Annotated in this window: 21 protein-coding genes; 14 read left to right on the forward strand and 7 right to left on the reverse strand. The window is 62.1% G+C overall.

Annotated features, from left to right (window positions below):
- The first annotated feature begins 15 nt into the window (after nt 1-15).
- Together PVV54_RS10780 and PVV54_RS10785 are read left to right on the forward strand one after the other, a co-directional pair.
- Entirely contained in the window at nt 16-1,410 is a 1,395-nt protein-coding gene (locus PVV54_RS10780; protein WP_274909911.1) for an ATP-binding protein, read from the forward strand.
- Nucleotides 1,407-2,069, forward strand: a complete 663-nt coding sequence (locus tag PVV54_RS10785) for a response regulator (protein ID WP_274909912.1) — start codon at nt 1,407-1,409, stop codon at nt 2,067-2,069. The genes PVV54_RS10780 and PVV54_RS10785 overlap by 4 nt, the downstream gene beginning before the upstream one ends.
- A gap of 136 nt (nt 2,070-2,205) precedes the next feature.
- On the opposite strand, the gene PVV54_RS10790 is transcribed toward PVV54_RS10785, so the two are convergent.
- The gene (locus tag PVV54_RS10790; protein WP_274910421.1) at nt 2,206-2,985 is read right to left on the reverse strand and encodes a LysR family transcriptional regulator; all 780 of its coding nucleotides are present in this window, start codon (nt 2,983-2,985) and stop codon (nt 2,206-2,208) included.
- Between the two features lie 123 nt (nt 2,986-3,108).
- Here PVV54_RS10790 and PVV54_RS10795 point away from each other — a divergent pair, with 123 nt between their 5' ends.
- Complete coding sequence (locus PVV54_RS10795; RefSeq protein ID WP_274909913.1) at nt 3,109-3,840, forward strand: SDR family oxidoreductase; 732 nt, start codon at nt 3,109-3,111, stop codon at nt 3,838-3,840.
- Here the strand turns inward: PVV54_RS10795 and PVV54_RS10800 are convergent.
- Nucleotides 3,821-4,288 carry a GNAT family N-acetyltransferase gene (locus PVV54_RS10800; RefSeq protein WP_274909914.1) on the reverse strand — a complete coding sequence of 156 codons (468 nt, stop codon included), beginning with the start codon at nt 4,286-4,288 and terminating at the stop codon, nt 3,821-3,823. The two genes, PVV54_RS10795 and PVV54_RS10800, sit on opposite strands and share 20 nt — an antisense overlap.
- 101 nt (nt 4,289-4,389) lie before the next feature.
- Here PVV54_RS10800 and PVV54_RS10805 point away from each other — a divergent pair, with 101 nt between their 5' ends.
- Nucleotides 4,390-5,592: an MFS transporter gene (locus PVV54_RS10805; RefSeq protein WP_274909915.1), complete on the forward strand. Its 1,203-nt coding sequence runs from the start codon at nt 4,390-4,392 to the stop codon at nt 5,590-5,592.
- A 1,678-nt stretch (nt 5,593-7,270) separates the two neighbouring features.
- Nucleotides 7,271-7,927 carry a methyl-accepting chemotaxis protein gene (locus PVV54_RS26580; RefSeq protein WP_446731460.1) on the forward strand — a complete coding sequence of 219 codons (657 nt, stop codon included), beginning with the start codon at nt 7,271-7,273 and terminating at the stop codon, nt 7,925-7,927.
- Here the strand turns inward: PVV54_RS26580 and PVV54_RS10815 are convergent.
- A complete protein-coding gene (locus tag PVV54_RS10815) occupies nt 7,916-8,887 on the reverse strand; it encodes a D-2-hydroxyacid dehydrogenase family protein (RefSeq protein ID WP_274909917.1) in 972 nt (323 codons plus the stop codon). The genes PVV54_RS26580 and PVV54_RS10815 overlap by 12 nt on opposite strands.
- Nucleotides 8,888-9,034: 147 nt before the next feature.
- On the opposite strand from PVV54_RS10815, the gene PVV54_RS10820 reads away from it, so the two are divergent.
- The 4 genes from PVV54_RS10820 to PVV54_RS10835 all read left to right on the forward strand — a co-directional run bounded on the left by PVV54_RS10820 (nt 9,035) and on the right by PVV54_RS10835 (nt 12,136).
- Nucleotides 9,035-9,808: a hypothetical protein gene (locus PVV54_RS10820; protein ID WP_274909918.1), complete on the forward strand. Its 774-nt coding sequence runs from the start codon at nt 9,035-9,037 to the stop codon at nt 9,806-9,808.
- Between the two features lie 184 nt (nt 9,809-9,992).
- Nucleotides 9,993-10,505, forward strand: a complete 513-nt coding sequence (locus PVV54_RS10825; protein ID WP_274909919.1) for an HvfA family oxazolone/thioamide-modified RiPP metallophore — start codon at nt 9,993-9,995, stop codon at nt 10,503-10,505.
- 52 nt (nt 10,506-10,557) lie between these two features.
- Nucleotides 10,558-11,403 (forward strand): HvfB family MNIO-type RiPP peptide maturase, encoded by an 846-nt coding sequence (locus tag PVV54_RS10830; RefSeq protein WP_274909920.1) that lies wholly within the window; start codon nt 10,558-10,560, stop codon nt 11,401-11,403.
- A complete protein-coding gene (locus PVV54_RS10835) occupies nt 11,396-12,136 on the forward strand; it encodes an HvfC family RiPP maturation protein (protein ID WP_274909921.1) in 741 nt (246 codons plus the stop codon). Before PVV54_RS10830 ends, PVV54_RS10835 begins: the two co-directional genes overlap by 8 nt.
- Here PVV54_RS10835 and PVV54_RS10840 read toward each other — a convergent pair.
- Nucleotides 12,133-12,612: a GNAT family N-acetyltransferase gene (locus PVV54_RS10840; RefSeq protein ID WP_274909922.1), complete on the reverse strand. Its 480-nt coding sequence runs from the start codon at nt 12,610-12,612 to the stop codon at nt 12,133-12,135. The genes PVV54_RS10835 and PVV54_RS10840 overlap by 4 nt on opposite strands.
- A 120-nt stretch (nt 12,613-12,732) precedes the next feature.
- Here PVV54_RS10840 and PVV54_RS10845 point away from each other — a divergent pair, with 120 nt between their 5' ends.
- The 5 genes from PVV54_RS10845 to PVV54_RS10865 all read left to right on the forward strand — a co-directional run bounded on the left by PVV54_RS10845 (nt 12,733) and on the right by PVV54_RS10865 (nt 16,643).
- Nucleotides 12,733-13,359, forward strand: coding sequence for a LysE family translocator (locus PVV54_RS10845; protein WP_274909923.1), 627 nt, complete (start codon nt 12,733-12,735; stop codon nt 13,357-13,359).
- Nucleotides 13,360-13,384: 25 nt separating this feature from the next.
- On the forward strand, nt 13,385-14,257 hold the full coding sequence (locus PVV54_RS10850; RefSeq protein WP_274909924.1) for an alpha/beta fold hydrolase: 873 nt from the start codon (nt 13,385-13,387) through the stop codon (nt 14,255-14,257).
- Nucleotides 14,258-14,357: 100 nt separating this feature from the next.
- On the forward strand, nt 14,358-15,227 hold the full coding sequence (locus PVV54_RS10855; protein WP_274909925.1) for a pirin family protein: 870 nt from the start codon (nt 14,358-14,360) through the stop codon (nt 15,225-15,227).
- A 41-nt stretch (nt 15,228-15,268) separates the two neighbouring features.
- Nucleotides 15,269-16,180, forward strand: a complete 912-nt coding sequence (locus tag PVV54_RS10860; protein ID WP_274909926.1) for a DNA-3-methyladenine glycosylase family protein — start codon at nt 15,269-15,271, stop codon at nt 16,178-16,180.
- Between the two features lie 202 nt (nt 16,181-16,382).
- Nucleotides 16,383-16,643, forward strand: coding sequence for a DUF1652 domain-containing protein (locus tag PVV54_RS10865; protein WP_274910422.1), 261 nt, complete (start codon nt 16,383-16,385; stop codon nt 16,641-16,643).
- Nucleotides 16,644-16,682: 39 nt separating this feature from the next.
- Here PVV54_RS10865 and PVV54_RS10870 read toward each other — a convergent pair whose 3' ends face one another.
- The 3 genes from PVV54_RS10870 to PVV54_RS10880 all read right to left on the reverse strand — a co-directional run bounded on the left by PVV54_RS10870 (nt 16,683) and on the right by PVV54_RS10880 (nt 20,957).
- Complete coding sequence (locus tag PVV54_RS10870; protein WP_274909927.1) at nt 16,683-16,970, reverse strand: hypothetical protein; 288 nt, start codon at nt 16,968-16,970, stop codon at nt 16,683-16,685.
- A 211-nt stretch (nt 16,971-17,181) separates the two neighbouring features.
- Nucleotides 17,182-18,120: a DUF6708 domain-containing protein gene (locus tag PVV54_RS10875; protein ID WP_274909928.1), complete on the reverse strand. Its 939-nt coding sequence runs from the start codon at nt 18,118-18,120 to the stop codon at nt 17,182-17,184.
- A complete protein-coding gene (locus tag PVV54_RS10880) occupies nt 18,117-20,957 on the reverse strand; it encodes a toxin VasX (RefSeq protein WP_274909929.1) in 2,841 nt (946 codons plus the stop codon). Before PVV54_RS10880 ends, PVV54_RS10875 begins: the two co-directional genes overlap by 4 nt.
- Nucleotides 20,958-21,154 lie beyond the last annotated feature (197 nt).

Raw genomic sequence — 21,154 nt, forward strand, 5'->3', positions numbered from 1 at the left:
CTTCAAGGCCACTGGATGAAAATAAGCCTGTCCACCAAATTCTTCTGCGCCATGCTCGCGGTCTGTGCATTCGCCGTGCTGGGCATGGTGTTTGCCGCGTACCTGAGCCTGAAGTACGGCTTTCTCGGCTACCTCAATCAGCAGGCAGAAGAGCGCATGGACCGCATCGTGCCACGGGTCGAGCAGGCCTACGCCCGGCATGGCAGCTGGGACTTCATCCGCACCGACAAGGACAACTGGTTCGAGCTGCTTCGCCCTGACGAGGCCCAGCCCGACAAAGTCTTCGACCCCAGCCTGCTGACCGTCTCGGACCTGACCGGCGCCTTCGTGCGCTTTGCCCTGCTGGACGCTCAGCGCCAGCCCATCATCGGCTATCAGGCGGCGGCCAGCGACATGCTGTTGCGCCCCATCCACCATCAAGGCCAGGTGGTCGGCTGGATGGCACTGGCGCCGCTGCAGTCGGTCACCAGTGTGGGTGACCGGCGCTTCCAGCTCAACCAACTGCGCTCCAGCCTGCTGATCGGCCTGGCCTGCCTGCTGGCCACGGCGGTGATTGCCTGGTGGTTGAGCCGCGCGTTGTTGCGCCCGGTGCGCGAAGTGGCCGGCGCCACCCACCGCTTGGCGGCGGGCGATTACGCCATTCAACTGCCGGTACGTTCGGCCGATGAAGCCGGGCAACTGGCCGGCGATTTCAACCGCATGGCGGCCACCCTGGCCAGCAACGAGCGCCTGCGCCGCGACTTCATGGCTGACATTTCCCACGAGCTGCGCACACCGCTGGCGGTGATGCGTGCGGAGCTTGAAGCCATGGAGGACGGCATTCGCCCGCTTGACGGCAATGCGCTGCGTTCGCTGCAAGGGGAGGTGGGGGCGTTGAGCAAGCTGGTGGATGACCTGTTCGAATTGTCCTTGGCGGAAGTCGGCGGCCCCACGTACCGACGTGAACGCATCGACCTGCGGGTATTGCTGCCGGTGGTGGCCGACGCGTTCGGCGCCAGCTTCGCCGAGCGTGGCCTGGCCCTGCGCGTCGAACTGCCCGAGCAGCCCTTGTGGGTGATGGGCGACGAGTCGCGCCTGGGCCAGTTGCTGCACAACCTGCTGGAGAACAGCCGCCGCTACACCGATTCAGGCGGGTACACGGTGTTGCGGGCTTTCCAGCAAGGTGACCAGGTGTTGGTACAGTGTGAGGACACCGCGCCGGGCGTGGACAGCGCCTCGCTGGCACGTTTGTTCGAGCGCTTTTATCGTGCCGAACGTTCGCGTAACCGGGCCAGTGGCGGTACCGGGTTGGGCCTGGCAATTTGCCGGGGCATTGCCGAAGTGCATGGTGGCAAGCTTTCGGCCCAGGCGTCGGCCATGGGCGGGTTGTTGCTGGAATTGGCGTTGCCCGTTGCAGGAGAGCAGCCATGAAGCGGATTTTGTTGGTGGAAGACGAGCCCAAGCTGGCGGCACTGGTGGGTGATTACCTGCGTGTGGGTGGCTACACGGTCGATCACCTGGACGAAGGGCTGGCGGTGATTCCAGCGATTCGCCAGCAGCCCTATGACCTGTTGTTGCTCGACCTGATGCTGCCCGGCCGCGACGGCCTGGACATCTGCCGGGAACTGCGTGGTTTCAGCGCCATGCCGCTGATCATGATGACCGCCCGGGTGGATGAGATCGACCGGTTGCTGGGGTTGGAGCTGGGGGCCGACGACTACATCTGCAAACCGTTTTCGCCCCGGGAACTGGTGGCGCGGGTCAAGGCCGTGCTGCGCCGCAGCGGGGCGCAGGCGCCAAGCCTGGGCCTGGAGCTGGATGCCAGCACGTTCCAGGCACGTTACCGTGGGGTGGCGATGGACCTGACCCCGGTGGAGTTCCGCATGCTCGCCGCACTGGCGGCCCGGCCTGGCCAGGTGCTGTCGCGGGACCAGTTGATGAACCACATCTACCAGGACCACCGTGTGGTCGCCGACCGCACGGTGGACAGCCATGTGAAGAACTTGCGGCGCAAGCTCACGGCGATCACCCCGGGGCATGACCCGGTGCGGTCGGTGTATGGGGTGGGGTATAGCCTGGAGTTCGAGTGATTTGCAGGATACTAACCAGCCTTTTGAGCTGCGCTGTCGCCCAGGGAAATGCGGCCTGTAGGAGCGGCTTTAGCCGCGAAGCAAGCGACGCGGTGGCTGGCACCGGCTGTGCCGGTGATCGCGGATGAATCCGCTCCTACACAGGCTGCGCAAGCCTGGCGCGCAGTTGCCTGACCCCTTCAATCTCAAGCGCCTGCGCGCTGTAACACAAGCCAATCCGCCGACGCAGGTCCAACTGCGGCAACGCCTGCACCTCCACGCCGGGATGCTGTTGTGCAAGTGATTGCGGAACGATCGCCCTGCCCACGCCCGCGTCAACCAATGCCAGCGCCAGGGCGAAGGTTTCGGCTTCACCCGCCGGCGCATCGCTGCCGTAGAACGGCAACAACCGCTGGTGGCTGACATGCCCCGGGCAGGTCACCCAGTCGCTGGGCTGAGCGTCGAGGGGCAGGGCAACGACAAACGCGTCGTTGTGCAGTGGCAAAAACAGTTCGTCTTCACAGCGCAGTTCTTCGCTGGCCAGCCTGGCCACGCCCGCGCAACCGCTCACCAGCTGCAAGCGCAACGTCGGCTGCAGTGCGCTTGCGGCCATCACCACCTGCTTGACCACCTGCGCGCCGACGTCCTGCTCCACACCAATCTGCAGGGGTTCACGCACACGTTCCTGCCGAAAGCGGCCGACCAGGCGCGTAGCATCGGCGACCATCCGTTGCGCCTCGGGGTAGAGCGCCCGGGCATCTTCGGTCACTTCCACGCCACGGGCCTTGCGCACGAACAGCGTGGTGCCCAGTGCGTCTTCCAGTGCCTTGATGCTGCCCGACAGGGCCGGCTGGCTGAGGTGGATTGCGCGGGCCGCGGTGGTGATGTTGCGTGCCTCGAACACGGCAATGAATGCCTTGAGCTGCCGATAGTCCATTGCCTTACCCATAACTTTTACCGATGGCAGCCAAAAGAATATCCCATTTTTCGTGCCTTTGACCGGCTTCTATACTCGTTCTGCGGCTTAACCATAGGCATTCTGAATTACAGGACTCGTGCAATGACCACTACCCACAAACCCCTCGTCGTCATTACCGGCGCCAGCTCCGGCATTGGCCTGGCCACGGCCAGGCTGCTTTCAGAGCGCGGCCATGCGCTGCTGCTGATTTCGCGTCGTCTGGAGCCCATGCTGCAACTGGGCCTGCCCAACAGCCTGGCACTGTCGGTCGACATCACCGACCGCCAAGCGTTGGTGGCCGCCGTGGCCCAGGCAGAGAAAAAGTTCGGCCCGGTGGATGCGATCATCAACAATGCCGGCGTGATGCTGCTGGGCAGCATTACCAGCCAGGACCCGAACGAGTGGGACCGCATGCTGGACGTCAACGTGCGCGGCCTGCTCAACGGCATCTTCGCCGTGACCCAGGGCATGGTCGCGCGCCAGCACGGCACCATCATCAACGTCAGTTCGGTGGCGGGGCGCAAGGCATTCCCCAACCATGTAGCCTACGTCGGCACCAAGTTCGCCGTCACCGGCCTTTCGGAAAACCTGCGCGAGGAACTGTCGCCGAGCAATGTGCGGGTGATCACCATCGAGCCCGGTGCGGTGGATACCGAACTGCTGAGCCACACCACCGACGATGCCATCAAGGCTGGCTATAACGACTGGAAGCAGGAAATGGGCGGGGTATTGAGCGCCGAGACCATCGCCGAGGCCATTGGCTTTGCTTATGGCCAACCCCAGTCGGTGTGCGTGCGCGAGATCGTGGTGTGCGCTACTCGCCAGCAGCCGTGAGTACCTTGCGCATGAACACCCGCGCAAAGCCGTGCTCATGCGCCCGGTGGGTTTCTTCAAAACCTTGTTTGCGGTAGATCGCGAGGTTTTCGGTCATGCGTTCGTGGGTGTAGAGGCGTATCGCTTCGCACCCGGCCTGGCGCGCGTGCCGCTCGCACAGTTGCAGTAGCGCCTTGCCAATGCCCTGGCCCTTGCAGCTGGGCAGCACGGCGACGTTGACCAGCAGCATGTCGCCGTCGGCCCGGCCCATGACCAGTACACCGACCACCTGCGCCTGCTGCAACGCTACATACACTTCGGACTGGGCGATCACCTGGCCATAGTCTTCGAGCATGGGGGCCGGCGGCTTGCCGATGCGGGCGATGTAGGGCGTGTAGGCCTCGTTGACCAACGCGGTAATGGCTTGTGCGTCGGCTTGCCCAGCCTGGCGAAAGGTAAGTGTGTGCATCGCTTTACTCCGTGGATTTCATATCCAAGTGGTCAGCTACCCATGTTAGAAACGTGCCCCGTACAACAATAATGACGGGCTTGCCTGCTAAGGAAAACCTGATGTCCCCCTCGGCCCCGGCCACTCATTCACCTGCTCAAGGCCTGTTTGGCTTGTTCTGCCTGAGCAGCTACCTGCTGTCCCTTTCCTACGGTGCCACGTTTCTGCTGGCCATGATGCTGCGTGCCCACGGGGCGAGCGAAGCCGATGCCGGTACGGTCATTTCTGCCGCGATGCTCAGCACGTTCGTGGCCGTTGTGTTTGCCGGGCACCTGACCGACTGGGTCGGCGCCCCTCGGGCCATTGCCGCGGGCGCTGTGTTTTTGGCCGCCGCCTGCCTGGGGTTTGCCGCCGTGCCGGGCCTGGGCAATGCCTTGTTGCTGTTTGGCCTGTTGCTGGGTTTTGGCTGGGGCGTGTTCTACACCCTGGGGCCGATCGTGGTGGCGATGCTGGTGGAGCCAACGCGGCGGGTCAAGTACTTCGCCTTGCTGTCGGGCAGCATGATGACCGGTATCGGCACAGGGCCGCTGCTGGGCCGCTTGGCGCAGGGGCTTGGTTACCCGGTGGAGGCGGCCTTTGTCGTGGCGGCCCTGGCCAGCCTGCTCGGCGGCGTACTGTTTTTACTGATGGGGCCGCGTATCCAGCAGCATCGCAATGCCGTTGCGGTGTGCAAAATTACCCCGTCTGCCGTGGGTGCCGTTCTGTCTTCGAAGGCCGCGTTCGCCATCCTCATGGTGGGGTTGGGCGGTGCGATTTTTGGTGGGCTGTCCAGTTTCCAGACCTCGTTCGCCGCGCTGCGGCAACTGGACTACTCGCTGTTCTTCATCGGCTTCATGTCGGCAGCGATTGCCTGCCGGTTGCTGATTGCAGGCTTTATCGTCAAGCGTGACCCGTACCTGATGGCTTGCCTGCTGACAGGGCTGATGGTGCTGTCGGTGCTGATGTTCATGTATTGGGTGCATGACGCGGCCACCTACGTGCTCGCTGCCATTGTACTTGGGGTGGGTTATGGGCTGACTTATTCGGTCATCAACGGGCTGGCAGCCAACGAAGCGCCCGCCGGGCAGACTGCGCAGGCCCTGTTGCTGTTCAGCCTGGCGTACTTCGTGGGCGTGTTTGGCTTCCCGCTGCTGGCGGGCAAGGTGATCGTGCAGGCGGGGATGGCAGCCTTGCTGCAGTTGGTATTGTTGATTGCCTGCGTAAACTGGCTGGTCACCGTGGGCAGGCTGCTTTGGCGCCGCATGCAGATAGCAGCAGTGGCTTGACAGCAATTGCGCCCCTTTTTCGCGCGCCACTTCAGCCTCGCACTAATAAGGTGCTGATTACGCTGGGGTTTTATCCGTTATCAGGCTAATCGTTAGCCTGCGTACGGGTTGGCGTATTAATTGCTGTCACTTTGCCATTCTGCTGTCGCGTATGGTGAAGATAATGTCGCTTTCAAGTAGCTCTATGCAGTTATCCTCGGCCGAAAGGGGTTGGTTGCCTTGGTTTGGCAAAACCGGAAAGCTCACCTTGGGGTGGTCATGCCGCCTTAATCGGGGCACATACCCGGTGATTGAGCAAACCTTCGAAGCCATCGCCCAAACCCGCATGCGGTTACTGCAGAGTTGGGCCCGTGAGCAATGGGAGCACTTGGCGGAGCTGGCAGAGCAACTGGCGCCGATCGGCAGTGGCATGGACAACCAGCGTTTGCTCGACAAGTTGGCCCAGGCAGCGGACTTTTCCGAGCTGTTTGTCGTCGATACGCCCGGGCAGGTTGTTGCCTCGACCTGGGCACCGCGCGCCGGCCAGCCGACAGGGCAGGGTGAGGCCTTGGCGCGGGGGCTCAAGGCGCCGTTTCTTCATGGCCCTTACCGGGACGAGCTGACCTTGCAGATCGGCCCTTCGTCATCGCGCTTTCATGATGAAGTGACGCTGATGTTCTACCAGCCGCTCACGGCTGGCGGTAAACCCTGCGGCTGCCTGTGTGGTCGTGTGCCCAATGACGTGCTGGGCGATTTGATTCAGCGTGAGGCCGGGCATATCTATGCCGAGTCTGGCGACAACTACCTGTTCATGGTGCAGTCCCGCTTCGATCCTGGTATTCAACCCGGCACGGCCTTGTCCCGTTCGCGGTTTGAAGATGCAACCTTCACCCACGGCGACAACTTGAAAAGCGGCGTGCGAACGCCCTGGACCACCGTGCAAGTCCGCCGCCACACGGAACTGGAGCTGCGCTTTACCGACCCGGCCACCCAAGAGCTGCACCCGGGCGTGCGTGAAACCATCCGCCAGGGTGCCAATCTGTTCGTCACTTACCCCGGCTATTCCGACTACCGCCATGTGCCGGTGGTGGGCAAGGGCGTCACCTTCCAGATGCCCGGGTCACCCGACCGCTGGGGCATGATGTGTGAAGCCGACCTGGAAGAGGTGTACCGCAGGCGCTCACTCAGCCATGCCCTGATGAAACCCTACGCGGCAACACTGGCCGGAGTGTTCGGTTGCAACTACCTGGTGCAGCATTACGCCGGGCTGCCACAGGCGTTGAACGATGCCGTGCTGGCGCTGGGCATGGTCGCTGCCACCTTGCTGTTCAGTGTGCTGGGCCCTCGGCGCCTGGCCGGCCGCATCGATGGCATGACCCAAGTGTTGCGCACCATCGCCGAGGGCGAAGGCAACCTGCGCCAGCGCCTCGACACCTCTACGCTGGCCAACGACGAGACGGGCGAAATGGCCCGCTGGATCAACAGCTTCATCGACCGTCTGGACACGGTGGTGGGGCAGGTGGTCAACGCCAGTCGCACGGTCGGGGCCACCAACCAGATGATGCTGGGGCGTAGCCAGGAGGCCAGCGTCAGCTCCGCCGAGGTGGCCGATGCGGTGCACCAGATGATGGTCATCGTCGAGGACCAGATGGGTGAACTGCAGCAGGCCTCGGTCAGCGCCGAGCAGATGAAGCAGGCCATGGATGAAGTGGTCAGCCGCGCACGTGAGCAATTCCTGGCGGTGCAAGCCGGTACCCAGTCGATTCGTGATGTGGTGGCACGGTCCGCGTCCAGCGTACAGCTGCTGGACAGCCGGATGGCGCAGATCGGCAACATCACCGGGCTGATCAGCGACATCACCAGTCAGACCAACCTGCTGGCCCTGAATGCCGCCATCGAAGCGGCCCGCGCCGGCGAGCATGGCCGTGGCTTCGCGGTGGTGGCCGATGAGGTGCGTGGCCTGGCCGCGCGCACCTCGCGCGCCGCCGATGACATCCGGCATATGGTCGAAGGCCTGCAGGGTGAAACCCGCCAGGCCGTGAATTTCATGGAGCAGGGCGTGAAGAACGTCGACAACAGCCTGCGCCTGGCCGAAGACGCATCGTCGGAGAACGTGCAGTTGCATCAGGCGGTGGAAAGCATGTTCACCATCATCCAGCAACTCAACCAGCGCAGCCTCGCCTATGGCAAGACCATCGAGCAGGTCAACCAGTCCTCCAGCGACATGCGCCAGACTGCCGCCGTGTTGCAAAGCAGCGCGCAGCAGGTGCGCGCCAATGCCGGCAAGTTGCAGAAGCTGGTGGGGCAGTTCGAGGTCAGCAGTGACCGGGCAGCTGCGGCGCCGTTACCGGCTTAGCGCCTGCGGGTTCGCGACCTGTTGCGGCTGGCCGTCGAAAAACGCCACCACGTTCACGAACGCGTCGCCAAAGTACAGCTCGTAGCCGTTTTTCTCCACGTAGCCCAAGTGCGGGGTGCACAGCACGCGCGGGTGCTGCAGCAGGGGGTGGGCAGGGTCCAGCACGGGCTCCTGCTCGTACACATCCACTGCTGCAAACCCGGGCCGCCCCGCATCCAGCGCTTGGAGCAAGGCGCCCGGTGCAATCAGTTCGGCGCGGCTGACATTCACCAGCAGGGCGTCGGTTTTCATGCGGCTCAGGTCTTCGAAGGTGACGATGTGGCGCGTGCTGTCGGCCAGGCGCAAGTTCAGGGTGATGATATCGGCCTCGGCAAAAAACGCCTCTTTAGATGCGGCCGCACGATGGCCGTCAGCCTCGGCGGCGGCGCGGCTGGCTTCGCTGCCCCACACCAGTACCGGCATGTCGAAGGCCCGGGCATAGCGCGCCAGGCGTTGGCCGATCTTGCCGTAGCCCCAGATACCCAGTGCCTGGCCCGCAACGGCGTGGCCCAGGTTGACCTGCCACTGGCCTTGCCTGAAGGCATCGATGGCGGGCACCAGTTGCCGGCGGGCGTTGAGTATCAGCGCCCAGGCAAGCTCGGCAGGTGCTACCGGTGAGCCACGGCCCTCGGTGACCACCACCCCCCGTTCGGTACACGCCTGCAGGTCAAGGTGCGACGACACCTTGCCGGTCTGGCTGATCAGTTTGAGATTGGGCAGGCGGTCCAGCAGGGCAGCGTCGACACGGGTGCGCTCGCGGGTGAGCACCAGGGCATCGGCGTCGGCGAAGCGCGAGGCCAGGGTGTCGAGCGATGCCGGTTGTGGGTCATGGAACACAGTGACCTGGTGGTTGGCCAGCGTCGAGAAGCAGTCGAGCGTTTTCACGACGTGCTGGTAATCGTCGGGGATGACAATGCGCATGGGAAGGTCCGGGCGATTAAGGTGGCAGCCCAGACGATAACCCAAACCACCCCATATGGGGGCGGCTGTACTCAAGCATTTTCAGCACAAACTGCTTACACTCGCGGCAGGTTGCCAGACCACAGAAAACCCTGGAAAGCGAGTTCCATGACTGCCTTTTACCTGAAGTTTCTCATCACCCCCACACTCATGCTGGCCATTTCCCTGGCTGCGCGGCGCTGGGGTACCCAGATCGGCGGTTTGCTGTCCGGGCTGCCGGTGACCTCCGCGCTGGTCATGCTGTTTCTCAGCCTCGAACAAGGGCCGGGCTTTGCCCTCAAGGCCGTCCCTGGTGCGCTGGCGGGGTTGGCTGCCGTGCAGGCCACCTACCTGTTCTATTTCCTTGTCACCCGACGCGTTGGCGCCTTTGCCGGCTGCCTTGCTTCGCTTGCCGTTTATGGCGCCGTTGCTGCGCTGATGAGCCACCTGCACTGGATTGCGCTATCGGTTGTCGTGACCTTGGGCCTGCTGACGCTGATCATCGTGGCAAGCGGTAAAGAGCCCAAGCCTGCCACCACGGGTGTGGTGCCGCTGCCGCGCTGGGTGATCCCGATGCGCATGCTCACGGCCACCTTGTTGCTGGTGGCGATCACCGCCAGTGCCGAATGGTTGGGTCCGGTAGCGAGCGGGTTGCTGGCGCCGATCCCGGTCATTGCCTGGCCGTTGGCGGTATTTGCCCATGTGCAGGGCGGGCGCCATGAGCTGGCGGCGATTGTGCGCGGCAATGCCATTGGCGCGGTGGGCGTGCTGGGCTTTTACCTGCTGCTGCATGCTTCGATCGAACAGTGGGGCACGGCGCTGTCGGTGGCGGCTTCCGTGGTGTTGGCGGTGGTTGCCACCTTCATGCTGGCCAAGGTGCTGGATACCCGCAAGCGCGGCTGACGTGTGTATCACTCTGTATCAGGGGGCGTACACACGCCTTTTGCTTACAAACTCCATTCCCTCCGGATACGCCCCGGATACATGCCTGGGGCCAAATGGGCCAACCCGAACGAACAGCCAGACGGCCTGTTGTTCTGGCCCATAAGCCCAAGCGGCATGACCGCACCTTTACCGGAGAATCACCATGACCCAGTTCCCCAGCAAAACCCGCCTCGGCCTGCTCGGCCTCGCGCTGGTCGGTGGCATCAACCTGACGACCTCGGCCTTTGCCGTTGAAGCGCTGCCCCAGGGCTACCAGCTCGCTGCCGCCGAAAAGGCCGGGGAGGGCAAGTGTGGTGAAGGCAAATGTGGCGCCAGTGGTGCCAAGGCCAAAGCTACCCAGGCCGAAGGCAAGTGTGGCGAGGGCAAGTGCGGTGCCAGCGCAAAAGCGGGCCAGGCCGAGGGCAAATGCGGTGAAGGCAAGTGTGGCGATGCCTCGTTTGCCCGCACCGACGCCGACCATGACGGGCGCGTTTCGCGTGCTGAGCTGCTGGCCGTGGCCCCGGGCGCCAACGCCGAGTTCGATGCCATCGATGCCAACCACGACGGCTACCTGTCCGAAGCCGAGGTGTACCAATTCCGCAAAAACCAGTTCGACAGCAACGGCAAGCCATTCCCCACCGACCTGTACAGCAAGCTGAGCCAGGCCCGGAACTAAGCCCCGTACGCGCCCACCTTGCGGTGGGCGCTTTGCTGGAAGGAGAACACCCGTGAACACTTCTGTTCCCCTGCATGGCGCTGGCCTTGGTCTGCGGCGCGCGATGCTGCCCGATTTGCTGACCATGGCGCCCACGGCCGTGGACTTTCTGGAGTGTGCCCCGGACAACTGGATCGGCGTGGGTGGCTCCTACGGCGAAGGCCTGGCCGCACTCGCCGAGCGCTTCCCGCTGGCCTGCCATGGCCTGTCGCTTTCGCTGGGTGGGCCCAAGGCGCTGGATCACGCGTTCCTGCGCCAGATCCGCGCCTTTCTGGACCGCTTCAACGTGCCGCTGTTCAGCGAACACCTGAGTTACTGCGGCGATGATGGCCACCTGTACGACCTGATTCCCATGCCCTTCACCGACGAGGCCGTGCGCCACGTCGCCCGGCGCATCGGCGAAGTGCAGCACGCCCTGGGCCGGCGTATTGCCGTGGAGAACATTTCCTACTACGCCGCGCCCTATCAGGCGATGAGCGAAATCGACTTTCTGCAGGCCGTGCTGGACGAGGCCGACTGCGACCTGCTGCTGGACATCAACAACATCGTGGTCAATGCCTGCAACCACCGTTACGACGCGGAGGACTTCCTCGCCAGGGTGCCGGCGAAGCGTGTGGTGTGCCTGCACGTTGCGGGGCATTACGACGAGGCCCCGGACCTGAAGATCGACACCCATGGCGCCAGCGTCAAGGCGGACGTATGGAGCCTGCTGGCCAGCGCCTACCAGCATCTGGGGCCGGTGCCGACCCTGCTGGAGCGAGACTTCAACCTGCCGCCACTGGGCGAATTGCTGGCTGAGGTCGACTACATCCGCACCCTGCAGAACACCGGGCAGGGCAGGGCGGTGCGCCATGGCTGACACCTTGCTGGAACAGCAACTGACCATGGCCCGCCATATCCGCGCCCCGCAAACCCACCAACCGCCCCCCGGCATCGAGGCACGGCGGCTGGCGGTGTACCGGCAGCTGTTTTTCGGCAACATGCAGTCGCTGCTGGCCGGGAGTTTTCCGGTGTTGCACGCCTGCCTGAGCGCGGGTGAGTGGCACGCATTGACGGAGCATTTCTATGCCCATCATCGTTGCCAGACCCCGCTGTTTACCGAGGTGGCTGGCGAGTGGGTCGAATACCTGAGCGGCCGGGAAGACTTGCCCGGCTGGATGGCCGAACTGGCCCATTACGAGTGGGTGGAAACGGTGTTGCTGCTCAGTGACCAGACGCTGCCGCCGCAAGGGCCTGAGGGCGACTTGCTGGCGGATGAACTGAGGCTGTCTGGCCTGGCCATGCCGTTGGCCTATGCCTGGCCGGTCAGCCATATTGGCCCGGGTAACGTGCCTGCTCACGCCTCGGGCGAGCCAACGCTGTTGCTGGCGTATCGGGGGGCTGACCTGAAAGTGCATTTTTCACGGTTGGCGCCGTTGGCGTATGCGTTGCTGGTGTCGTTGCAGCAGCAAGGGCTCAGTGGGCGAGAGCACCTTGAGGCATTGGCAGAACGGATGGGTATCGAGTACGGCCAGCTCGGGCGCGACGCACTGGCCATGCTGGAAGGCTTGCACGCTCAGGGTCTCATCACGGTAAACAGGGCGTGTGATTAACCTTCGGCAAATTTCCGCAGCTTGTCCCCGTCCAATCGATAGCGCACCCACTCATCCTGCGGCTCGGCCCCCAGCGACTTGTAAAACCCGATCGCCGGCTCGTTCCAGTCCAGCACGCTCCACTCAAGCCGCCCGCAGCCGTTGGCCACCGCCTCGCGGGCAATGTGGCGCAGCAGGTCACGGCCCGCGCCGCCACCGCGTTGCTCGGGGGTGATGTACAGGTCTTCGAGGTAAATGCCGTTACGCCCCAGCCAGGTGGAATAGCTGTAGAAATACACGGCAAACCCGATCGCCCGGCCATCGCGTTCGCAGATCAGGCTGTGCACGGTGCTGCCCTCGTCGAACAGGCTGTGTTCGATATCGGCGACGGTGGCAACGACCTCGTGGCGGGCGCGCTCATACTCGGCCAGTTCGGTGATGAAGGCAAGGATCTGCGTGGCGTCGCTGCGTACGGCAGGGCGAAGGGTGAGGCTCATGGTGGGCTTCCTTTTCGACTGAATCGGTACAGTCATGTGTATCTGAATAATATTTTATAACTGTACCGGTCGCTGATTCGGCGACTCCGCTAGTGTGACAAATCTGATATCCCTCTTGGAATGCCTGCCATGCTTGCCTCTGCCGACCTGCTGATGGCCTTTGTGCTGTTCGCTTTCGTTTCCTCCATCACACCCGGGCCCAACAACACCATGTTGCTGGCGTCGGGCGTGAACTTTGGTGTGCGTCGCTCAATCCCTCATGCGTTGGGCATCAGCATTGGCTTCATGGTCCTTGTACTGGCTGTCGGCCTGGGCCTGGGCGAGGTATTCAAGGCCTGGCCGGTGATGTACACGGTGCTGCGTTACGTGGGTGCTGCCTATTTGCTGTACCTCGCCTGGAAGATCGCCACTTCCGGGCCGATGAGCGCCGACTCGCCCAATGCACGCAAGCCCATGGGCTTCTGGGGCGCGGCAGCGTTTCAATGGGTCAACCCCAAGGCGTGGGTCATGGCGGTGGGGGCGATCACCACGTATACGCCGGCCCAGGGCTATGTGATGAACGTGATCGTGATCGCCGCGCTGTTCGCACTCGTCAACCTGCCCAGTGTCGGGGTGTGGGTGATGTTTGGCAGTGCACTGCGCAGGTGGCTGCAAAACCCACGCTGGCTGATGCTGTTCAATGTCCTGATGGCCCTGCTGCTGGTGATTTCGCTTTATCCGCTGCTGTTTGTAGAATCGACCTACTGATTAAACCGTCGAGTACAGCAAAGCGATGCAGTTGATACCCTGGTCCTACGATTGCTCAGACGGCTTCACCCTGCGTGGCTGGCGCTCACCGCCCAGTGGCAAGCCGCTGCTGCATTTTTTGCATGGCAACGGTTTCTGCTGCCTGGCCTACCAGCCATTGCTGATGGAACTGAGCGAACACTTCGACCTGTGGTTGTGCGATGTGCAGGGCCATGGTGACAGCGACCACGGCGGCGTGTTCCGGGGGTGGAACCGCACCGCGGCGCTGGCCGTGGAGGCGTTCGAAGCGGGGCGGGGCGAGTATGGCGAGGTGCCGCGTTACGCGGTGGGGCACAGCTTTGGTGGGGTGCTCACCGGGCTGATCCTCGCCGCAAAGCCGGCACTGTTCCAGCGCGCCGTACTGCTCGACCCGGTGTTGTTCAGCCGGCGCATGATCGTTGCCATGGGCATTGCCGCTCGTCTCGGTTTGCACCGCCGTCACGCATTGGCCCGCAAGGCCGCGGGCCGTCGCAGCCTGTGGCCTGATCGCGAGGCGGCATTGGCTTCGCTGCAGGGCAGAGGCATCTTCAAGGGCTGGGCTGATGAGGCGCTGCAGGCCTACGTAGCGCATGCCATAGGCGACTGCGACGAAGGTGTTGTACTCAAGTGCCGGCCCAGCCGCGAGGTGGAGATTTTCAGTTCGTTCCCCGAGCGTATGTGGTCCCGGTTGGCGGCGATTCAGTTGCCGACGCTTGTGCTTTTCGGTGAGCACACCTATCCCTTCGTGCCACGTTCGGCCCAGCGGTTGGCGGCACTGAATGCGCAGGTGACGGCCCGGCAAGTGCCGGGTGGCCATTGCTTCATGCAGGAAGCTCCAGCCCCGGCTGCCGAGCAAGTTGTAGCGTTTCTTCAAGGCTGATCTACTGTCCTGCTGGCAGGACGATCAATGCCATTTCAGCTGGCTACCGGCTGATTGATCTCATTGGTAAGGTGTACCCAGCCAAGAGAGGAGACTTCTCATGAAAACGATTCTGGGTATCCACCGCAGCCCCCACGCCCATTGGGTAGGTGACGGCTTCCCGGTGCGCAGCCTGTTCACCTATGACAACTTGGCCAGCCAGATCAGCCCGTTCCTGCTGCTGGATTACGCCGGGCCGTACGATTTCACACCCACCACGGCCCGTCGTGGCGTAGGCCAGCACCCGCACCGCGGGTTCGAAACCGTGACCATCGTCTACCAGGGCGAACTCGAGCACCGTGACTCCACGGGCGCCGGTGGCTTGATCGGTCCGGGCGACGTGCAATGGATGACGGCCGCCAACGGCATCATTCACGAAGAATTCCATTCCCCGGCGTTCGCGCAGTCAGGGGGCAGGTTGGAGATGGTGCAACTGTGGGTCAACCTGCCGGCTCGGGACAAGCGGGCGGCGGCCGGTTATCAAACGCTGCTGGCAACCGACATACCGGTGGTGCCGCTGGAAGCGGGCACCTTGCGGGTGATCGCAGGGCGTTACCAAGGGCACGCAGGGCCCGCGCGTACATTCACGGCAATGGATGTGTGGGACATGCGCCTGAAGGCGGGGTCGCTGCTGCAACTGCCGGTTGCCGACGGGCGCAACGCGGCGCTGGTGGTGTTGAACGGCAAAGTCAGGGTCAATGGCGAGCGTGAAGTGGGCCCGGCCAGCCTTGTGCTGCTGGAGCGCAGTGGGGAAGGTGTTGAAATCGAAGCGTTGGAGGGTGCCAGTGTGCTGCTGCTCAGCGGCGAGCCGATCGATGAACCCATTGTGGGCTACGGGCCGTTCGTGATGAACAGCCAGGCGGAAATTGCCGAGTCATTCGATGATTTCCATGCCGGGCGGTTTGGAGAGATGGCGCCTGTGCGCGCGTAGGCCGCACGCACAAGCACCACAAAGGCTGGCATGATAGCGCGATGACCCGCTTGCATGCCGTGCACCGCCGCTTCACTTCACCCAGCCACCATACCCTGTGGCTGCGTTATCACACCCCTTACCATTGGCCATCAACCCTGGCCTTCCTTGCCGCCCGCTGCATCCCCGGCATCGAAACCTTCGTTGATGGCCTCTACCGTCGTACGCTGGTCGTCGAAGGCCGGCATGCCGTGCTGGAGGCGCGCCCGGCCAGTGGCAACCGCTTGCGTATTCAACTGTGCGGCGTACCTGCCCGCGCGATCCCTGGCCTGATCCCCCGCATCCGCCGTGTTTTTGATCTGGATGCCGACCCGTCGTCGATACATCAGTCCTTGTCCCGTGACCCGCTCATGGCCAGGCTTCTGGCCGCACGCCCGGGGCTGCGCGTGCCACAAGGCTGGGACGCCTGCGAGCAGGCCATGCGCACCGTGCTCGGCCAGCAGATCAGCGTGGCAGGCGCCATGACACTGGCCGGCCGCCTGGTCGCGCGCCATGGCCAGGCCTTCCATGGCCAGGAAAAGGAGTTGACCCACATCTTCCCGGCTCTCGCAGTGCTGGCCAGCGCCGAGTTCGGCAACATGGGCATGCCCCGTGCGCGCGCCGCCACCCTCGGCACGCTGGCCCGTGCGTTGGTTGAACAACCCGGGCTGTTACGGCAAGGGCAGCCGCTGGACGCCGTGCTCGGCAACTTGTGCCGGCTAAAGGGCATCGGCCCCTGGAGCGCGCATTACCTGGCCCTGCGCCAGGTGGGCGCGGCGGATGCATTGCCGTTGGGCGACGTTGCCCTGATCAAGGCCCTGCGCCTGCTCGAAGGCGCGGACGCGCAACTGGCCGAGCGCTCACTGGCCTGGCGGCCCTGGCGCGCGTATGCCGCCCAGCACCTGTGGGCCTGGCTCGCAGCCCCTGACGAGTGACCGCTCGTCGCATAGTGCCATCATTCGAGTGAACAGCGCTGGCTCGCCACCGTTCTTCCACTAAGGTGCTAAAGGATCTCCCGCATCATCATTGCCCCGGCGCATGGACGGCCGCTTGGGCATGCGCATTATCAATTGGCACCCCGCCGCCCTTGGGCGTACCTACCTACAACAGGCCATCCAGTCCAGAGAGGGTCGTACCATGTCGTTGATTGGCGTTTCTACGTTGGAAATGCGGCAAATCATTGAGCAAGCTTGCCTGCCTGATCGCTGCGAAGTCAGCTGCCCGGACGGCACCAGCCTGACCATCAAGCTGGGCCAGGGGCAAAACCTGGAAGAGGGCGTAACCCTCAGTGGGGTCTCCTTGCAGAGCCTTAACAGCTGCCGGGATCTGGTGAACCTGGTGGGGCAGTTACACGCCCTGCGAGATGCTCCAACGGTGGCCAGCAAGGCGATTGCCTGATTTTGCCTGAATGCCGGCCAGCCCAGCCTGGCCGGTTGCCTATTGCAGCTCCAGCAGCAAGTTCAGCCCACCATCCCCGCATTTACCGTGATCGCGCACCACGCCCCGATAGGTTTGCCCATCCCAGATGAAGGCGACGCTGTGGGCGCGTTCAACTTTGTCTGGCAGAGGGGGGCAGATGTGCAGGCGCAGGGCGGGGCGGCCTTGCAGGTTGAGCGCTGCGAGTTGGCACTGGCACTCCACGCTTTGCGCCACGGGGCCGAACAGGGTGTCGCGTACGTAGTCCAGTTGCACGCAGGTGTTGGGGGCGCGGCCGGGCATTTTCATGGGTAGTGGCGGCTCGGAGTGGTGGGCATACGGGCAGACTGGTTGGGCATGTCGGGCTCCTTGATGAGATGGCGTGAATCACTTTTTTGAGGGTATATGGAGGAAGATGTTCAATAGGTTTTGGGGGCATGTATAGAACGGTTGGTGATTAGTGCGCTGCAAAATGGTTTTGTACCGAGGTTGCGTAACCCCGTATTTTCTCAGGGTCGCTTTACTGTTCATCAAGCTTGACTCCATTAAGCCGAATAACCGGCTTGCGCTTTTTTGCAAATCCACAGATCACATCGTTTTCGTGAGGGAATGCCACATACGGTACGTTGTACTGAATCCATGCCTCGCTACTGTTCATGCAGGCATACAAGAGAAACAGCGTGAGTCGTACAGGTATTGTCAATGGTGCGAATAGCCAGCCATATGGCCCAAGAAGTTCTGCCTTGAAGTCTGCAAGCCAATCTCTGTATGGCTGAATTGCAGCTTGGCGCCGACTCAGTTTTGCCGGCAGTGGGGGCGGCTCAGGTAGGCCTTCTGGCCCCCCGGCCATGTACCATTGCAGATAGGCCCAGAGCGAGCGAGCCGAACGGTCACCGTCAATAACGCCCGAGTTACCGCAGGCAATGCAGATTTCGGTCGGTGGATCCATCGCAGAATCGACGCCCATAAGATAAAGCGGATGGCGAGAGGTGTAACCGTGTGATGTGAAAATGGGGATGAATCCAGCAATGCCTTCTATCTGATCCCAGTCAAGTACATGCATGCGTTTCGGGTCTTTGGGGTAAATGAAATACAGTTTGCGTGTAATGCGGTTGATACGGATAAACGCACCGCGACATCGATGGGCACCGCTGGCGAAGTAAAAAAGCAAGGCAAAGCAGGGCATTGCCGGGCTTGAGGCAAGAATGCCAAGCAGCGTTTCAGAGTCGGTGCCAATCATTGCTGCGATGACAATTGCTGTTATCACCGATGCCACAATTGAAACTCCAATAAAACCCGCACTTCCGCCATTAACCAAGTTCGTGTAGGTTTCCAGTTCGACACATTTTTCGTTGACGCGACGTACTCCGTCCGGTTGTGGATGAATGCATTGGTGCGGACCATGGTGTAATCGAGTTCCTCCAAATCGAAGGCTTTTGGGTAAACGCTTCGTTTTCATCCTGGCACCTTGACAGGGTCGAGTCGGGCAGGGTCGACGGGGTCTGAAAAAAGGTCTGCCGATCTGAGTTCCAGAGGTTCGGGAGCCCCTGATTGAAGAAAATGGAAGTCTGGTTGATCCAGATTTGGGATGAACATGAACTCGAAAAAAACCTTTACCGACTGGTGCATTTGAATAGACCAGCCGCTAGGCCTCCCTGCGTAAAACGTTGGGGTCACCAAGCATTCATGATCAGGGTCGAATGCGCGGGTTGCCGAATCATGAGCAAATGGCCCATTGATTTGCGCCAGCGTTCTCTGGTCACGTTTGAAAGCCAATCGGGTATGAAATGTCTGCTTTGAGGCGTCATCAGTAATGGGAAGTTGGTACGTGATACGCAGTGTGCCCACCCTGAATCCCGACGATTGATGCCAGCCAACGGCAATGCGAGGGCGGTAATACAAACTATGAACCGCATTGAGTTCTTGTTGGTTGGTGTAGTGTTTGTAGTGTTTTCCCCATGCGCTGTGTTTTAACCAAATGTCGACAGGGCCGTGTTTGGTATGGTCAACGCCTGCGACGAAGGCAACGCCTAGCCCTACCGCAATGATTGCGATTACTGCCCAACCTAGTGGGTTCAAGCCGAGCACTGCAACGGTGGCCCCCGCCGTTATACCTGCCGCTGCCGCTGTTCCTCCTGCCCAAGTTGCCAGTGCGACGACGCCCCCTGCCACTGCGGAACCAAAATACATAGCAGCTTGTTCAAAATTTCGATCCTGGATGGAACGCAGTCCTCTAAGTGCGTCAGTAATGGAAATTATCCCAGCACCTCCTGCACCAAAAATTGCAACTCCGACTTTAGCTGATAGATACTTAACTCCAAGGGATCGTAATTTTTCTCCAGCGGCTTGATAAGTCAATGCGAGCACGGTCGTGCCGGCTTCGATGGAAGCACCAATCAAAGTCATGGTGGCTGCAGTAAGATCTATAATGTTGAGGAATTTGTCATTTTCTTGCTTTGCCTTTTTTGCGGCGCTGGAAAAATTGGTTATCGCCAAGTACCCACCGAGTCCAGCCAGTGACGGGCCTAAGCCAGCGCTAATCATGCTGCGCATGTGCGCAAACATATTTCCTGCATTTTGGCGGGCTTGACCGATTGGATTTTCGACTTTAGCTGTCTCAGCATTCTGATAGGTTGTTTCCCCAACCTTCACCAACTCATAAACATGCACCCGCGCCGTTAACGCAAATTGCGCCATTTTCGGCGCCGGCAGCTTCCACGTTTTCAAATATTCTTTCTCCGGCGCATTACCCCGCTGAAACTCCCGCGCCTGACGCATCAAGTCCGCCACTGTTATTTCATGCAGCACAATCGTGGCCGCGAAGCGGATCTCCAGCACGTGCTTCAACCGCGGCACCAGCACATCCGCCCGATGCCCCGCCGGCAGTGCCTGCAGTAGCCCGAGCAGAGCGTTGGTGGCGGGGGTCGCGGCGTACTCCTGCAGGTAGTTGTCCACCACCGCCAGCACGCCCTTAGTGATATCGCCGGCCTTTTCGGCAAAGCGCGTGGCCAACAGCTCACTGCCATTGCTGAGGGCCAGCCAGAACGGGCTCCTTTCCGGTTGTTCCATCACCACCTGCTGCAGGCACTGCCGGCCTTCGGCCGAATGCACCAGCCCGCCCAGGCAATCGAACACCACGGCCTCAAAGGCGTCGGCGAACGCTTTTACCTGCAGGTCGAAGGTACTGAGGGCCATGCCCAGCATGTGCTCAGGTTCGTGATGCATCACCCAGGCCGCGATGTCCTTGACTTGGGCATCGATGGCCAGGGTGCGCTTGGATAATTCCCGGGTGTACTGCTTTTCAAATGCCATCACCCCGTCGTAATCCACCAACTTGCGTTGGCGGGTGAGGGTGTCGGCGGTTTCGGTGTTGGTCCCGGCGGCTTTCTCGACGTTCTTGAAGTAGCCGGTGATGAACTTGGCACTTTGCAGGCGGTGCGCGTGCTGGCCGGTGTAGCGGGTGGCACTCTCGACGGTGAGGGTAGCCAGGTGGTGCAGTTCGCTGAGGATGCCGATGGGGTCATGCAGCGCTACCGCCAGGGGGCTTACACCGGGTTGCGGGCCCAGATTGCAGACCAGGTTGTGCAGCGCCTGGCCGTAGCGGGCCATGAGACTGAGGCGCTGGGTTGCGTCTGGAAAGGCCGGGAAGATTCCCGTCGTGCCACTGGTCTTGAGTTCAGCCACGGCATTGCCCACGTAGGCGGCATCGAAGACGTGCGGCTGCAAGGGCAGTTCGGCGGGCTGCACGGCGGTGGCGAGCTGGCTGCGGATGCCGCCTTCGTCCTGTTCGATGCGCCACAGGGTGGCGTGGCTGAGCAGGGCTTCGCTGATCAGCAGGTAGACGGTATCGGCAATGTGGGTTTCGGGTGCGAGCACGTGGTGAGCGGCCCGCAGGATGTCGGGGACGGCGTGGCTGCCCGGGGCATCGCTGGTGTAGCACTGATCGGTCCACCACAGGTGCGCGAAGCGGATGTCTTCGGTGACCTGGTAATGGCGGGTTTTCATTCGCCCATGCTGGAAGTAGAACAGGTAGACATAGCTGCCGGGGCGCAACAGCCGCAGGCCGTAGGTCTTGGCGGTGTGCAGTGGTGGGTACTGGTCGACGCTGAGGGTCTGGAAGGTTGCGCGATCCAGCGGCTCATCGGCGATGCCGTAGCGCACGGGGTACAGCGGGATGCCGCGCTCGCACGGCGGGGGTGCAATGGCCTGGCCGACGCGTGGGGCGCTGGGGTGGTTGGGTTGCAGGGCGCGTTTGTAGGGGCGGCGCACCGTGTCATTCTTTGTGTAATCCGTCATGAAAACTCCTCGCAGGCAATCCAGGACTCAGCGATAAAAACCAACCACTGAACCCTAACGAGGAATGCATTCACCGAGGAGCTTCGGGCTTCCCAAAGTGCTGTAGGAAAATTCGACTTGTGCGCCGCCACTCCCATAAACGCAATTGAATCTCACCCCCCAATTCGGGGAATCGCCCCGGGTAATCCTCCCCAATT

Origin of the sequence: Pseudomonas sp. PSKL.D1, from assembly GCF_028898945.1 — a bacterium.
In the GTDB taxonomy this organism is placed as follows: domain Bacteria; phylum Pseudomonadota; class Gammaproteobacteria; order Pseudomonadales; family Pseudomonadaceae; genus Aquipseudomonas.